Genomic DNA, 14,877 nt, shown 5'->3' with positions numbered 1-14,877 from the left:
CTCCTGGCAGCTCGTTTTGATTCGAGCCGCGTTACTACATTTGTTGCATGAAATAAATCAGGCGTGGCGATACACCTGTGGGTAGCGCCCTTCCATTGACCGGCGAACAATACACCGGTCGGTCAAGCTTGAATGTCTCACAACTGCCTTGGGCGGCCCTTTCAGTGAGGGTAAAAATGAAACGCTATCTGCTTGTATTGGTCTTGCTGGCGAACGTCGCCTGCTTCGTGAGCCAGATGTGCGTTCCGTTTCAAGCTGCGGGTCCTGTGACACAAGCTGCGACCGCTCGGAGCGCGATACCAGCTGTAACGCCGCGTGCCATGAAATCCGCGCACATCGCCGCACGTTCCACGCAACTATAAAAAACCGCGCAAAGCCGCAGATGAATCCAAGCGAAAACGCGGCCGTTTAATAGTATGTATTACTAATATAACTGAGTGTAAATCTGGATGCGCCCGCTCGCGCCGGGTACTCGCGCCAGCCGTCAATCCGTCCCTTCAAAACGAGGTAAGCCATGAGCACCGTACCGAATCCGATCGACTCGATTTCCATCGACCTGCAAGAGATCCAGGGAAATATCCTTGCGGGCTTCAACAAGGATCATCAACGTTTCGTGTTCTTCACCATCGAACATGTGGGGCGCGCCAAGAACTGGCTTGCCGGGTTTGCCAGCCACGTGGACAGCACTGCCGCCGTCGGGGCGTTCAACGACGTCTTCAGGGCGAAACGCAAAAAGCACAAAGGCGAAGTGAACATGCCTACGGCAACGTGGCGCAACATCGCGTTCAGCTATGCCGGTCTCGAGAAACTGGGCGCACCGGATCATGCGACATTCCCGGACGACTTCAAGCAAGGCATGGCTGCTCGCAAGACCCTGGTCGGAGACCTCGATCGCAGCGATCCATCACGCTGGCACGGCCCTTTTAAAAAGCCGCAGGAACTGCACATCGTGGTGATGGTTGCGTCGGACATCCCTGGCGAGCTCGCGCATACAACGGATCAGATCATCGCGCATGCACAGCTGAATGGGTTGCGTCTGCTCCATGTGGAACATGGTGAAGTCCGTCCCGACCTGCCGGGTCACGAACAATTCGGTTTCAAGGACGGCGTCTCGCAACCCGGGATCAAGGGGTTTACGCTCTCGGTGAATGACCAGCCTGATCCGAATTCCGGACATCAGGGCGTGCCCGGCCAAGACTTGCTGTGGCCCGGCGAATTCGTGCTGGGATATCCGACCCAGATCCCCACCACGCCACCGCCGCCCTTCGACGGGCCAAATCCCGGCCAGGGTCCGATCAGCGCCAGCGGTCCGGACTGGACGAAAAACGGTTCATACCTCGTGTTTCGCAAACTCCGTCAGGACGTTGCCGGCTTCATGGCAAGCGTGGCCGCGCACGCTTCGACTCTCGGCCTGAGCGCCGACGTGTACGGAGCGAAACTCGTCGGGCGGTACGCGAGCGGCTGTCCGCTCGCGCCAACATCGTACGAGGTCGACTTGAGCAAGCTGCCCGAACTCGCGCCATCGAGCGCCAACGGCTTTCCTTCGGCGTTCGATCCAAATGATGGCGATCCGTCTGTCCAGCATCCGGAGTTGCTGGACGACAACCTCATCAACAACTTCGAATACGGTCAGGATCTGCGCGGGACGTGGGTGCCCCGCGCAGCGCATATCCGCAAGGCGTATCCGCGTGACGAAGAGTTTTTGCTGGCTGACGGCACCGTCGATCCAAACAGCGCGCTGCAGGAAAGCTTCACCCAGACCCGCCGGCTGTTGCGGCGCGGAATTGCCTACGGCGCGCCGCTGGCGCTGCCCAAAGATCCGGGCACACCGGTACAGGATGACGATGTCGACCGCGGCCTGCTGTTCCTCTGTTATCAAAAGAGCATAGAGTCGCAGTTCGAGTTCGTACAAAAGACGTGGATCGACAACCCGGACTTTCCGCAGTCGGGTGACGGCGAGGACCCGCTCATTTCGCAGACGAAATCAGCGACCATGACGTGCCCCATGCACGGCGCCTCGACAACCGAAACGCTTTCGCATTTTGTCGTCACCGAGGGCGGAGAGTATTTCTTTCAGCCATCGATCACAGCGCTTAAATTGATCGCCAGCAGCTAGCGCGCAAGAACAAAATGGCGGCTCACGGGTAAGCGTGAGCCGCCATTTCTTGCTTTGCTCTTTTAGTTTCTACACCCCGCTCGCATATCCTCCTTCGACCGGCAACGTCACGCCCGTGATGAATGCGGACGCCGGCGACGCCAGGAACAACGTCGCGCCGACGAGGTCATCGACTTCGCCCCAGCGCTTGAGCGCACTGCGCGCCGCGATCTTGTCCGCGCTTGCCGGAACTTCCCACAACGCGCGTGTCATGTCCGTCCGGTGGTAGCCGGGCGCGATCGCATTCACGCGCACGCCCGCGGGCCCGAACGCGTGCGCGAGCGAACGCGTCAAACCCAGAATGCCCGTCTTGCTCGCGCAATACGCGGGCACTTCCACATCGGCGATATAACTGAGCATCGACGCCACATTGACGATTGCACCATGCGCGCGTTCGAGCATGTCGCGCGATGCCATCGCAAGGCGCATGGCTGCGGTCAGGTTCACATCGATGACTTCGCGGAACACATCATCACGATACTCATCGGCGGGACGCGCCACGCCTGCCGCATTCACGAGCACATCGAGTTCACTCAGGCTCCCGACGAATGCCTTGATCGCGTCGTTATCGCGGACATCGAGTTGTTCGAAGCGAATGCCTTTCAGTGTCGTGTCCGCGCGCAACGCTTCGAGCTTGCGCGCGGAGCTTCCCGTGGCGATGACCTCGGCGCCCAGCGCGGCGAACCCCTGCGCGATCGCCAAGCCGATACCGCTCGTTGCGCCTGACACAAGCACGTTTTTTCCATCGAAGAGGCCGGGACGGAACGCCGCTGTTTCCTGACCTTTGAGTTCAGTTGCCATGTTGTTTCTCGCGTGAGTTCAGATTGGGTTATCGAAGCGCTGTGCATAGCGGTCCATCGCTTTCAATGCGGCGACGACCAGCGCTGCATCGACGGGATACGGTTCGTTGTGGATGATCTCGCCCGCGCGGCACGCACGCTTTGCCACGGTTTCGAGCGCGGCCTGATCAGTGACGTCCACGTTGATTTCAGCAAGCCGCGTAGGCAATCCCACGGCGCGGCAGAACTCGAAAACGCGCTGACGCTCGTCATCGGGCACCGCCGATAAAAACAGCGAAGCCAGCACGCCGATCGCGACCTTCTCGCCATGCAGCAAACCATGCGACGAAGGCAAGTCGGCGAGACCATGGTGAATCGCGTGGGCCGCCGCAACGCCGCCCGACTCGAAGCCAATGCCCGAAAGCAACACGGTCGCCTCCAGCGTGGCATCGAAATCCGGCGTGACGATCTGCGCGCGGCAATCGTCCACGGCCTGCACGGCATGCGCGAACAAGGTATCGCGGCAGAGCCTCGCAGCTTCGAACGCGAGCGCCGTTCCGCGGCCGCCGCACAGGTTCTTCGCATAAGCTTGGCGGCACGCGTCGGCTTCGTAGAACGTCGCGAGAGCATCGCCGATTCCCGCGATAAAAAACCGCACCGGCGCACGCACAATCAGGCTTGTATCGAGCAATACGAGATCCGGATTGCATCGCACGAACCGGTCACGCACCACGCGGCCTTCTTCGTCGTAGATCACAGCGAGCGCCGAACACGGCGCATCGGACGCAGCGATGGTCGGCACGCAGACGAACGGCAGGCGCAGGTCATCGGCTGCGGCGCGGCCGGTATCGACCACCTTGCCGCCACCGAACGACACCACGATGTCCGCCCCGCTCTCGCGAATCCACTCGGCCGCAGCGGCGACCGAGCGCTCGGTGCAGGCGGCGTCGACGGAACGCACGACAAGCTTCACGCGTTCCGCCTTCGATAAAGCCGGCTGCAACAACGCCGCAACGTTGCTGTCGACGAGACACGCGGCATGCGTGCCCAGGCGCGCGAGTTCGGTATCGAGGGAATCGAGCGCCCCTGCGCCCTGGACGTATCGCGAGGGGAAAATGCTGGTTCGGAGCATGGTCTGGGTTTCAGGTGTCAAGTTGAACGCCGAGTGCTGCGGCGATGGCGGTGGACAACTCGTGTTCGGAAAAAACGAGTTCGGCGAGTTCAGGGAAAGACGACGCCGCGCCCGGATGTTCGGGCCATGCAAGCACTCGCATGCCTGCCGCGATGGCTGCACGTGCGCCGGTCGGACTGTCCTCCACGACAATCGCTTGTTCCGGCGAAATGTGCAAAAGCCACGCGGCGCGTTCGTACGGTTCGGGATGCGGCTTGCCGGCGCGGACATCGTTGGCGCTGATGGATATGAGTTGCGGGTCCTGTAAATCCAGCGCGCGAAGTCCGGCTTCGAGCAGCATGCGCGGCGAATTCGATACGATCGCCTGATGGATTCCGGCTGCACGCACGGCGTTATAAACGCTCAACGCGCCGGGCCTGGGTTGCATGTTGATGGCTTCGGACACGTAATGGCGCGCACGCGCCATCGACCATTCGTCGTAGTCGAAGTCGATGCCAAAAAGCTCGCAACATAATGTATGCACTTCGCGCGCGGTCATGCCGAATATCGATGCATGCAGATCGTCGCCCGCCTCGATGCCGTGATGATTCAGCACGGTGACGAGTGTGTTCAGATGCAGCGCTTCGCTGTCGGCGAGCGTGCCGTCCATGTCCCACAAAACTGCTTTGATTGCGTGCGTCATGCATGAGTCCCGGCGAGACGATCGAGGTCGTCGTAGAACTGCTGCGAGCTCGAATAGAGCCGCTCGAAGATCGGCATCATCCGGTCATAGATATCGCCGGCACGCGGGTCTGGCAGGACTTCGCGCTCGAATTGAACGAAGGCGGAGACGGCATCGCCAAGGCGCGCAAACTGGCCATGCGCGGTCGCCGCGAGAATCGCGCAGCCCATCACGCCGCATTCCACTTCAGCCGGCACGAGAATCGGCGTTCGATACATGCTCGCCTTGATGTCGAGCCACAGCGCAGCCTTCGCACCGCCGCTTGCAGCGACGAGCCGTTCCATGCGCACGCCCGCGGATTCGATCACGCCAATGTGACGCCGCACGCCGAACGCAACACCCTCCAGCACCGCCCGATGCAAGTGCGCCGTCCCATGTTTGGCACCGATGCCAAAAAATTGCGCGCGCGAATTCGAGTGCTCGCCAAGGCGTTCGCCCGTGAGATACGGCAGGAAAAAAAGGCCTTCGGAACCGATCGGCGCTTCGGCCGCCTTTTGCGCGACGGCGTCATAGCTCAAGGTGTTTTCGTGGAACGCACGACGTGCCCAGCGCATGGCGTCGCCGCCTGAATCGAGCAACATGAAGCGTCCCCACAAGCCCTCTGCGGTCGCCACGTTCGAGACTTCGGGATGCAGCATGGGGGTATCGGCGATCACGGTGATGATCGATGACGTACCGGTGATGTCCGACCCGAGACCCGGTGCATACACACCCGAGCCGAGCACCGACAGCGGATAATCCGCGCCGCCTACCAGCACCGGCGTGCCTTCGCGCAAGCCGGTCGCCTGCGCAGCTTCAGCGGTGACGCTGCCGAGGATTTCCTGCGGCGAACGGATGGGCGGGAATTTGGTGATGTCGAGACCGAGCGCATCGAGCATCGGCTGGGACCAGGTCCGCGTTTGCGGGTCCATCAAGAAGCTTGTCGATGCATCGCTCCAGTCCCACGCGCGTTCGCCCGTCAGACGGAAGTTGACGTAGTCCTTCGACATGAAGACGGTCGCGGCGCGCTCGTACGCTTCGGGCTCGTTCTGCTTGAGCCATTGCAGCTTGAAACCGGGCCACGCGGGCGTGGCGGGGTTCGCTGTCAGCGGGAGGTAGGACGTGGAGTCGTGCGCTGCCCGGAAGGCTTCGACTTGCGCGAGCGTGCGTTTGTCATTCCAGAGCGGCGCGGTTTCGCGGGTGAGCTGGCCGTCGGCATCGATCAGAACCGTGCCGTGCATTTGCCCGCACGCGCAGATTGCCGCGATGTTTGCCGCCGCATTCGGCACGCTTTCGAGCACTTCACGAATGGCGCCGACAGCGCCCTGCCACCAGTCCGCGGGACGTTGTTCGGACCAGCCGTAGCGGAGCACGATCTGCTCGTGCTCGCGCGCCGCCATGCTTGCTATTTTTCCACGTCCATTGACAAGGGCAGCGCGAACGCTGCCCGTGCCAACGTCGATGGCAAGGTAATACGTCTCCATGACTCGAGTCCCCAGGTGTTGCCTGAACGAGCGAATTCGTCGTGCGAAAAATGCGCCGAACTTCTAATTAACGTTATCTTGACTACGTTTTGTAGTCGTGTCAATTAGCTGCTCACGCTTACTCCGCCATGATTTCGCCGTTCAACTGCCGTGGAGTCTCGTTTTTAGCTTTCGTCTTTCGTTGTTTTCACTAACTTTATTTTTCATCGATGCGGAAAGCGCTCCCGCATCGCGTCCAGCCAAAAACCGTCAATACAATACGTTCTTTGCAACCGGCTGATCGATGTTGCCCTTGTCGACCATGACCACGCCCGTATCGACAAACTTGGGCGGCATTTTCTTCTCGATCACGCCAACCACCGTTTCGATGCCCTTGTAGCCCATCTGGTACGAACCCTGCACGGCGATCGCCTGGATGGTCCCGTCCTTCACGAAGTTCTGCAGATCCTGGTTGCCATCGAAGCCGATCGCCACGACCTTTCCGGCCTTGCCCGATTGCGCGAGTGCGCGGCCCATGCCCACTGCCGTCGGTTCATTCGCGCCGAAGATTCCTTTGAGATCAGGATTGGCCGCCAGCACGTCGGTCGTCTGGTTCAGCGCGTTCGCCATTTGCGATTGCGAGTAGAACGGACCCACCACCGTCAGCTTCGAATGCGCTTCCAGGTACTTGCGGAATCCGCCCACGCGCGCAGCCTCGGAGCCGGCGCCGGCCACGTACGACATCAACGCGATCTTGCCCGTCTGCCCGACCTTCGCGATCAGCGCCTGAGCGCACATCTCGCCGGCCTTGGCGTTATCGGTGGAGAGGAAAGCCTGGTAGTACTGTTTGCCCGAATCGGCCAGTGCCGAGTCGATGATCACCACCGGAATGTGCGCTTCCCACGCCTTCTTCACAGCCGGCACGAGCGCATCAGGATCTGACGCGGCCAGCACGATACCCGAGACCTTGCGGTTCACCGCGTTCTCGACCATGTTCACTTCGGCTGCGATATCCGATTCGGCGGTCGGCCCCTGGAAGGTCATCGTGTAGCCCTTCTGCTTGGCCATGGCCGCAGTCGCGCCCTTGTTGACGTTTTGCCAGTAGTTGGAATCGGCGCTCTTCACAATGACCGCAATCTCGCCGCCCGCGGCAAATGCGGTGCTCGCGGCAACGGCCAGTACAGTGGCAAACATCGCCTTCGTAGTCAGTTTCATGTCTCGCTCCTTTGGTTTTATAAGCCTCTGCGGCCCGCTTCGCTTCTGCCCTTCGGACGCTTGAGAAAGACCCCTCGCGCCCGATGAAACTCATCGCCGGTTGCGAATCTGGTCGATCCACACCGTGCCCAGGATCACGAGGCCAATGATGATCTGCTGGATAAAACTCGATACGCCGTTCATGTTCAGGCCATTGCGCAAGATGCCGATCACGAACGCGCCAATGGCCGTGCCCGAGATCGTCCCGACGCCGCCCATCAGCGACGTCCCGCCGATCACCGCACTGGCGATGGCATCGAGCTCATACATCACGCCTTCGTTCGGCTGCGCGGTCACGAGCCGCGACATCAGCACGCAACCCGTCAACCCCGCGAGCGCGCCGGACAACACATAGGTGAAGAGCTTCACGCGATTCACGTTCACGCCCGACAAGCGCGCTGCTTCCGCGTTCGATCCGACCGCATAGATATGCCGCCCCAGCGACGTCCGGCTGAGCATGATCGAAACCAGCACGGCGAGCACGACCATGATGATCACGGGATAAGGAATGCCCGGAAAGACGACATCGGGAAAACCATCCGAACCCATGCGCACGATACGAAACAGCGACCCGTTGCCAAGTTCCGCGAACGAATCGCCGAGACCCGAAACCGGCCGTGCGCCGGTGATCTGCAGGGCAACGCCGCGTGCGACCAGCATCATCCCCAAGGTCGCGATAAACGGCGGCAAGCCCATGCGCGTGACAAAGATCCCGTTGAACGCGCCGCAGATCGCACCGACGATCACGCCACCCAGCATGCCGATCGGCACCGGAACGCCCGCCTTCACGAGCAGCGCGGCGCACACGCCGGAGAGCGCGAGCACCGACCCCACGGACAGGTCGATACCGCCCGTGATGATCACGCAAGTCGCCCCGAGTCCGAGATACGCAATCGATGTCACCTGCAGCGCCACCGTCATGCCGTTACCCAGGGACATGAATGCATTGCTCGTCGCGGAAAACACGATCACGAGCATCACCAGGCTGCCTAGCGCGGCAAACTTCTGTATCAGATCGCGGCGCCGTTCACGAGCGCGTGCGCGGTCGGCATGAGCGGGGTCGGTAGTCATCTCAAGCATGGGTCGTCCGTCCTGATGCGTAGTGCATGATTTCTTCCTGATTGGTCTTGCGGGTCTCGAGTACGCCCGCTATTTCGCCTTCGTGGAACACCGCCACGCGATCGGTCATGCCCATGATCTCGGGCAGCTCTGAACTGATCAGGACAACGCCAATTCCCTGCGCTGCCAGCCGGTCCATCAGTTCATAGATGGCGTATTTCGCGCCGACGTCGATGCCGCGCGTGGGTTCATCGAAGAAAAGAATCTTCGATTCGCGGAACAGCCATTTGCTGATCACGACCTTCTGCTGGTTGCCCCCGGACAGATTGCGCGTGATCTGGTTCGCGCTCGGCGTACGGATGCCGAGCGCATCGATATATTTGCGTGCGACCTTCCCTTCTTCCTCGAAACGGATGAAACCGCCCGCGCTGGAAACCGCCCCCACGTTCGCAAGCGTGATGTTCTTCGCGACCGTCATCTGCAGCGCGAGCCCGTTGCCCTTGCGATCCTCCGAGAGATACGCAATGCCGTTGCGAATCGCATCGATAGGCGAATGAATCGACAGCTTCTCGCCTCGCAAATGCACTTCGCCGCCGTCCACGGGGTCCGCACCGAACACCGCGCGCGCCACTTCGGTACGACCCGAACCCATCAGGCCCGCGAAGCCAAGAATCTCGCCGCGACGCAATTCGAAGCTCACCGGCCCGAACACTTCGCGGCGCTTGAGGCCGTTGACGCTCAAGAGGACCTCGGTAGTCGGCTGCGATTTGCGTTCAGGGAACACATCGTCGAGATCGCGGCCAACCATATGCGACACCACTTGTTCGATGGTCGTGGCCGCGAAGTCATCGGTGGAAATCGTGCGGCCATCGCGCAGCACTGTCACGCGGTCCGCGATCTCAGCAAGCTCATCCAGCCGATGCGAGATGTACACGATCCCCACGCCCGACTTGCGCAACTCCTTGATGATCCGGAAAAGATGCACGGTCTCGGATTCGGTCAGCGACGACGTGGGTTCATCCATGATCAGAAGCCGCGCGTTGAGCGACAACGCCTTCGCGATCTCGATCATCTGCTGCTGCGCGACCGACAGCGATCCAACCAGCGTGCGGGGTTTCAGCGGCAAGCCGATCCGGTCGAGCGCGGCCTGTGAATCGGCGGCAAGCCGGGCGCGATCGATAAACATTCCGCGCTTCGGCTCCCGCGCCAAGAAGATGTTTTCCGCGATCGACAGATGCGGGATCAGGTTCAGTTCCTGATGGATGATCGCGATGCCGGCGGCTTGCGCATCGAGCGTGGACGCGAAATGCTGCACGCGGCCATCGAGATAAATCTCGCCTTCGTCCGGCCGGTACTGCCCGCTGACAATTTTCATCAACGTGGATTTCCCTGCGCCGTTCTCGCCGCAGATGGCGTGGACTTCGCCCGCACGGACATCGAAGCTCACGTTCTGCAGCGCGATCACGCCCGGGAAACGCTTGCCTACGCCGTTCAGGCGCAGCAAGGATTCCGCTGAACTGGCGGAAGGGGATGAGACGTCCGGTTCGGCCGTTGCGTTCATTGCACGGCCCGACAGACTGACTGGGACGGATGCATCGGCTTTTGTCTCCTCGATGTGGGGCCTTCGCCCATGTCGTACCCGCTATCAAAGTGGTCAAGCCAATTTAGTGTTCGCGGCAACGGTTTGAAGAAGCGGCCTGACCTGCCGCTAATGATAATGGCGTTGAGCCTGTACTGGAATCGAGGTATTTACCCTTATATCCAAAGACATACGCTCCAAGCGATGCTGGCGCGAATTGAAAGTAAATTGGTCAAGCCACCTTACACGTTTCGACACGCACAACGCATCGGGCTCCATGACTTCTCTTGTTAAACCTGTTGAAACGCGGCGGCTGTATCAGTCCATCGCCGATCAGATCAACATGCTGATCCGCCACGGCAGCTTTCAGGCCGGCGCGCGTTTGCCGCCTGAACGCGAACTGGCGCAGCAACTCGGCGTATCGCGTCCGTCGCTGCGCGAAGCGTTGATTGCGCTGGAGATCCGCGGACAAGTCGAAATCCGCATGGGTTCGGGCGTGTACGTGTGTGAAGTCGGCAGCGAAACGTCGCCTTTGACTGCCATGGGAGAAAGCCCGACTGAACTGATGCAGGCGCGCGCCGCAATAGAAGGATCAGTGATCGTGCTGGCGTGCACGCGGCTTACTTCCGACGGCACGGCCAAGCTGCAGAAAACAGTCGATGTCATGCGCGAGTTGATCGCGGCAGGCCGCTCGCCGCTGGAACCGGACCGCCAGTTCCATATGACGATCGCGGACATGGCGGGAAATTCGGTGCTCACACGGCTCGTCGGTGAATTGTTCGATGGCCGCAACGATCCCATCGCGGCCAAAGCCAGTGTGCTTTCGGAAAACATCACGACGTGGGGCGTCGCGTTATCCGAGCACGAACGCATTCTCAGGACGCTCGAAGCACGCGACCCGATCGCGGCGCAGGCAGCGATCCGGTCGCATTTGAAAGCATCCGAGGAACGGTGGGTCGGCGACGCTTGAACTCATCCGCGAGATGATTCTTCTCCTGCGCCCTTCGTAACCCTCACAAAAATATCCCGCCAGAGCGGTTATCAGTTGTGTCAGTTTTTTTCGCAATCAAATGATAACGATTCGCATTCGTGTATAATCCTCTCGTTTGTCAGGTCTTGTAGTCCAGTTGTAAATCCAAACTCGCAAGTCCACACATAAACCCACTACAAAGCAGCGCTCCGTTGCCCGCCATTTGCCTGGCGGATGACGGGGCGAAATCACGACCGCTCCGCTAATCCGCTCCTTCGATGCTTCCAAACAAACCGCAATCGCTTCGCGTCCGGCCCGTATCGGCCGCCGTCCGTCAGGTCTTTTTCCGCGCAGCGATGCCCCTCGCCATGGGTCTCGCCGGCGCGGCCGGTATTGCTCACGCGCAAAGCGACCCGACGACGGATGCCACCGACAAGACCCTGCCGGCCGTGAAAGTCCAGGGTGCCGCAGAAGCGCTCCCCGGTGACTTCGCGCCGACGTACAGTGGCGGTCAGGTCGCGCGGGGCGCGAGTTTCGGTGTGCTGGGCGACCAGAAGATGATCGACGTGCCCTTCAGCATGACCACATACACCTCGAAGCTGATCGAAGACCAGCAAGCGCGAACCCTCGCCGATGTCCTCGACAACGATCCGTCCGTGCGCTCGAGCCTGGGCTTTGGCAACCAGTCGCAAGTGTTCGTGATCCGCGGCTTCCAGTTGAATGGCGACGACATCTCGCTTAATGGACTTTATGGCATCACGCCGCGTCAGCTCGTGGCAACCGAAACACTCGAACGCGTCGATGTCTTCAAGGGCGCAAATGCGTTCCTGAGCGGCGCGTCGCCGACCGGCTCCGCCATTGGCGGCGGCGTGAACCTGGAGCTGAAACGTGCCGGCGACAAACCCCTGACGCGCGTAACGGTGGAAGGCACGGCATCGGGCGAACTCGGCACGCACGTGGATGTAGGCCGCCGTTTTGGCAGCGAAGGCCAGTTTGGCGTGCGCGTGAACAGCTTCGTGCGCGACGGCGAAACCAGCGTCGACGATGAACACAAGCGCAGTACGGCCACGTCGGTATCGCTGGATTATCGTGGCGACAAACTGCGTCTCTACGGCGATTTCCTGTATCAACGCGAACGTGCGAACGAAGCGCGCCCCACGGTCAACCTGAGCGGCACGGACATCCTGATCCCGGCGGTTCCGTCGGCAACGCACAACTACGCACAGCCCTGGTCATTCACCGCGCTCGAAGACACGGTCGGCATTGCGCGCGCCGAATACGACTTCTTGCCGGGATGGACGGCGTATGTGGCGGGCGGCGTGCATCACGCGAACGAGCATGGCGATTATTCTTCGCCGAACTTCAACGGCGATACCGGATTGACCACGGCGTATCGCCTGGGCGTGCCGCGCAAGACCGATGCATTTTCGACCGAAGGCGGCGTGCATGGCCGCTTCGACACCGGCCCGGTCTCGCATTTCGTGACCCTGGGCGGGTCGCTGACCAGTATCGAAGACCGCTCGGCCTTCGACTTCTCTGGCACATTCAACACCGACCTCTACAACACGCCGCAGGTGCCGCGCCCGGGCGCGAGCCCGGTCGGCAACTTCGCCGATCCCTTCGTTACCGACCGCGCGTTGATCCGAAGCGTGGCGGTATCGGACACGCTGGGCTTTTTGCATGACCGCGTGCTCTTCACGCTCGGCGCGCGCCGCCAGGAATTGCACCAGAACAACTACGCAACCGGGACCGGCGACCTCACGTCCTCCTATAACGATTCCATCACCACGCCGATTCTCGGACTCGTGATCAAGCCATGGGAAAACGTCGCGATCTTTGCCAACCGCAGCGAAGCGCTGGCGCAGGGACAGGCGGCGCCGTCGACGGCAGTGAACTTCGGCACGAACCTCGCGCCATCGCGCTCTAAGCAGTACGAAGTCGGCGTGAAATACGACACGAATCATTTCGGCTCGACGTTCTCGGCCTATCAGATCGAAGAACCGACTGCGTACACGAACAGCGACATGGTTTTCGCGGCAAACGGACGCGAGCGGCATCGCGGGCTTGAAGCGTCGATCACGGGTGAACCGTACAAGGGTGTGCGGCTGCTGGCGGGCGCGTCCTACATCCAGGCCGAACTGCTCAACACAGTGGGCGGCCTGACCGACGGCAACCGTCCGACCGGCGTGCCCGCGTTCCTGTTCAATCTCGGCGCTGAATACGACCTGCCGATGGTCCCCGGCCTGACGTTCACCGCGCGCTATCTGCACACGGGCAAGCAATACTTCGATGTCGCCAATACGGCGTCGCTTTCATCGTGGAATCGCTTCGATGTCGGCGCACGTTACGCGACCAACCTGTTCCACAAGAACACGACCTTCCGGGTCAGTGTGCTGAACGTGGCAAACAAGGCGTACTGGGAATCAGCCGCGACCTCGGGCCAGGGGTATTTGACACAAGGCGCACCGCGCACGTTCTTGTTCTCGATGACGACGGACTTTTAAAGCAGGTTCGACTTCGCGTTTCAAAGCGCCAGCGCAAACCCCCGCAAATGCAAACGGCCCGCTAATAGCGGGCCGCTGGAGTTCAAAGCGCTGCAACAACGTGATGTCGGGAGCTTCCATGCCGGATGGTTGTTTCAACCGAACCATCGGCCGTATATCTGCTGCTTACACGGTCATTGCACTTACTGGCGCTTGGTCGCCTCCTTCTTCAACTTCTTCGCCTCTTTCTTTTCCTTCGGCGACTTGAGGGCAACCTTTTTCTCGGTTTTCTTTGCGTCCTGGGCTTTACTCATGATGTGCTCCGTGGTTGACCTTAAATTTTGCCCGGGTTTTGCCCCAGGCTGGCTGTGAGCCTTTGTTAATCGATCCGTGAACGCAGTTCTTCCGCGCTCACAAGCAGCGCCTGATAGCCCGAGCGTGCATGCTCAGGCAAATCCGGATCGCCGACAAGCGTGCCCAGCGTTTCGATCACGCTGTACAAAATGCCTTTCGCGGCCTTGGCGGCCAGCACGCCCGACGAATACGAACTGTCGACGTGGTTGATGGCGGCATCGAAGTGATCCTGTTCGGGCCGTTCATTGACGTTGACTGACGGCGTGCCGCGATCTTCTGCCGGGTTGGGTTCCATGATGATCGACCTCTTTGGTTATTACTTGACTACCGGCACGTTACTTCCAGCCGCTCTCTACGATATCAGTCAATCTCAATCTGTAACCGGCTGAATCATGTGCACGCGACGTTCCACCGCAGGCTCGCGAACCGGCGCGCCGCATTCGGTCAGCAGCGACCGCAATTCGAGAATGACCGGAAACACCTCGTGATTATGATCGCCGCCTTGCCGGTCATGCGCTTCCTGTTCGCGCTCGACGATCCACCGGTCTTCCTTGAAGATACGCTCGGTGAACCACACCAAGAGCGGCCAGGCGGCATCGAGAATGCCCGGAATCTTCGGGCGGCGGATCGACAGCAAACCGAACGTGCGGTTCGTGCGCTGCTCGGCGTCGAGCGGCACATAGGCAATCCACAGATCCATCACCATGGTCTGGTCCTTGGTGCGGATCCTGAGCGTCTGGTACGGATATTCCGTACGGATCGTCATTACGTCCTTGTTATTGTCGTCGGGCTTCGTGCCGCGTTTCTGGCTGAAGACGAGCGCTTCGCCTATCGGCTGCTTGCCCTCTTCGCGCGCGAACGTGTAATTCACCTCCACCCAGTCTTCGCCACGGCTGCGTCCGACTGAACGCGCCTTCATCTGGCCCATCTGCTTGCGATGCAGGAACTG

General features: G+C 60.6%; 11 protein-coding genes and 1 pseudogene. 3 read left to right on the top strand and 9 right to left on the bottom strand.

Annotation, left to right across the window (positions count from 1 at the left end; translation table 11 throughout):
• Positions 1 to 514 precede the first annotated feature (514 nt).
• Positions 515 to 2,116, top strand: coding sequence for a Dyp-type peroxidase (locus ACFFAR_RS09465; protein ID WP_375507804.1), 1,602 nt, complete (start codon positions 515 to 517; stop codon positions 2,114 to 2,116).
• A gap of 69 nt (positions 2,117 to 2,185) precedes the next feature.
• Here ACFFAR_RS09465 and ACFFAR_RS09460 read toward each other — a convergent pair whose 3' ends face one another.
• The 7 genes from ACFFAR_RS09460 to ACFFAR_RS09430 all read right to left on the bottom strand — a co-directional run bounded on the left by ACFFAR_RS09460 (position 2,186) and on the right by ACFFAR_RS09430 (position 10,103).
• Positions 2,186 to 2,956, bottom strand: coding sequence for an SDR family oxidoreductase (locus ACFFAR_RS09460; protein ID WP_174365690.1), 771 nt, complete (start codon positions 2,954 to 2,956; stop codon positions 2,186 to 2,188).
• An 18-nt stretch (positions 2,957 to 2,974) separates the two neighbouring features.
• The gene (locus tag ACFFAR_RS09455; RefSeq protein ID WP_375507803.1) at positions 2,975 to 4,066 is read right to left on the bottom strand and encodes a glycerol dehydrogenase; all 1,092 of its coding nucleotides are present in this window, start codon (positions 4,064 to 4,066) and stop codon (positions 2,975 to 2,977) included.
• Positions 4,067 to 4,076: 10 nt separating this feature from the next.
• Positions 4,077 to 4,748, bottom strand: coding sequence for an HAD family hydrolase (locus ACFFAR_RS09450; RefSeq protein WP_375507802.1), 672 nt, complete (start codon positions 4,746 to 4,748; stop codon positions 4,077 to 4,079).
• Positions 4,745 to 6,250 carry an FGGY family carbohydrate kinase gene (locus ACFFAR_RS09445; RefSeq protein ID WP_174362951.1) on the bottom strand — a complete coding sequence of 502 codons (1,506 nt, stop codon included), beginning with the start codon at positions 6,248 to 6,250 and terminating at the stop codon, positions 4,745 to 4,747. The genes ACFFAR_RS09450 and ACFFAR_RS09445 overlap by 4 nt, the downstream gene beginning before the upstream one ends.
• 249 nt (positions 6,251 to 6,499) lie before the next feature.
• On the bottom strand, positions 6,500 to 7,444 hold the full coding sequence (locus tag ACFFAR_RS09440; protein ID WP_061999456.1) for an ABC transporter substrate-binding protein: 945 nt from the start codon (positions 7,442 to 7,444) through the stop codon (positions 6,500 to 6,502).
• A gap of 90 nt (positions 7,445 to 7,534) precedes the next feature.
• Entirely contained in the window at positions 7,535 to 8,563 is a 1,029-nt protein-coding gene (locus ACFFAR_RS09435) for an ABC transporter permease (RefSeq protein WP_061999457.1), read from the bottom strand.
• Positions 8,556 to 10,103 carry an ATP-binding cassette domain-containing protein gene (locus ACFFAR_RS09430; RefSeq protein WP_174362952.1) on the bottom strand — a complete coding sequence of 516 codons (1,548 nt, stop codon included), beginning with the start codon at positions 10,101 to 10,103 and terminating at the stop codon, positions 8,556 to 8,558. The genes ACFFAR_RS09435 and ACFFAR_RS09430 overlap by 8 nt, the downstream gene beginning before the upstream one ends.
• 295 nt (positions 10,104 to 10,398) lie before the next feature.
• Here ACFFAR_RS09430 and ACFFAR_RS09425 point away from each other — a divergent pair, with 295 nt between their 5' ends.
• Positions 10,399 to 11,091 (top strand): FadR/GntR family transcriptional regulator, encoded by a 693-nt coding sequence (locus ACFFAR_RS09425; protein WP_075359509.1) that lies wholly within the window; start codon positions 10,399 to 10,401, stop codon positions 11,089 to 11,091.
• Between the two features lie 278 nt (positions 11,092 to 11,369).
• A complete protein-coding gene (locus ACFFAR_RS09420; RefSeq protein WP_174362953.1) occupies positions 11,370 to 13,595 on the top strand; it encodes a TonB-dependent siderophore receptor in 2,226 nt (741 codons plus the stop codon).
• A 358-nt stretch (positions 13,596 to 13,953) separates the two neighbouring features.
• Here the strand turns inward: ACFFAR_RS09420 and ACFFAR_RS09415 are convergent, their stop codons facing one another.
• Both ACFFAR_RS09415 and ACFFAR_RS09410 read right to left on the bottom strand, forming a co-directional pair.
• The gene (locus ACFFAR_RS09415; protein WP_061999461.1) at positions 13,954 to 14,223 is read right to left on the bottom strand and encodes a hypothetical protein; all 270 of its coding nucleotides are present in this window, start codon (positions 14,221 to 14,223) and stop codon (positions 13,954 to 13,956) included.
• Positions 14,224 to 14,298: 75 nt separating this feature from the next.
• Positions 14,299 to 14,877: pseudogene (locus tag ACFFAR_RS09410) on the bottom strand (aromatic ring-hydroxylating dioxygenase subunit alpha); the annotation flags it as partial.

This window comes from uncultured Caballeronia sp., assembly GCF_964243625.1.
Classification (GTDB): domain Bacteria; phylum Pseudomonadota; class Gammaproteobacteria; order Burkholderiales; family Burkholderiaceae; genus Caballeronia.
Note: the sequence above shows the minus strand (reverse complement) of the source record. Positions and strands in the feature narration are given on the sequence as shown.

Bases quoted from the DNA above. Each gene is read 5' to 3' on its own strand.
- ACFFAR_RS09465 (WP_375507804.1), top strand. From the start codon at position 515: ATGAGCACCGTACCGAATCCGATCGACTCGATTTCCATCGACCTGCAA.
- ACFFAR_RS09460 (WP_174365690.1), bottom strand. From the start codon at position 2,956: ATGGCAACTGAACTCAAAGGTCAGGAAACAGCGGCGTTCCGTCCCGGC.
- ACFFAR_RS09455 (WP_375507803.1), bottom strand. From the start codon at position 4,066: ATGCTCCGAACCAGCATTTTCCCCTCGCGATACGTCCAGGGCGCAGGG.
- ACFFAR_RS09450 (WP_375507802.1), bottom strand. From the start codon at position 4,748: ATGACGCACGCAATCAAAGCAGTTTTGTGGGACATGGACGGCACGCTC.
- ACFFAR_RS09445 (WP_174362951.1), bottom strand. From the start codon at position 6,250: ATGGAGACGTATTACCTTGCCATCGACGTTGGCACGGGCAGCGTTCGC.
- ACFFAR_RS09440 (WP_061999456.1), bottom strand. From the start codon at position 7,444: ATGAAACTGACTACGAAGGCGATGTTTGCCACTGTACTGGCCGTTGCC.
- ACFFAR_RS09435 (WP_061999457.1), bottom strand. From the start codon at position 8,563: ATGCTTGAGATGACTACCGACCCCGCTCATGCCGACCGCGCACGCGCT.
- ACFFAR_RS09430 (WP_174362952.1), bottom strand. From the start codon at position 10,103: ATGAACGCAACGGCCGAACCGGACGTCTCATCCCCTTCCGCCAGTTCA.
- ACFFAR_RS09425 (WP_075359509.1), top strand. From the start codon at position 10,399: ATGACTTCTCTTGTTAAACCTGTTGAAACGCGGCGGCTGTATCAGTCC.
- ACFFAR_RS09420 (WP_174362953.1), top strand. From the start codon at position 11,370: ATGCTTCCAAACAAACCGCAATCGCTTCGCGTCCGGCCCGTATCGGCC.
- ACFFAR_RS09415 (WP_061999461.1), bottom strand. From the start codon at position 14,223: ATGGAACCCAACCCGGCAGAAGATCGCGGCACGCCGTCAGTCAACGTC.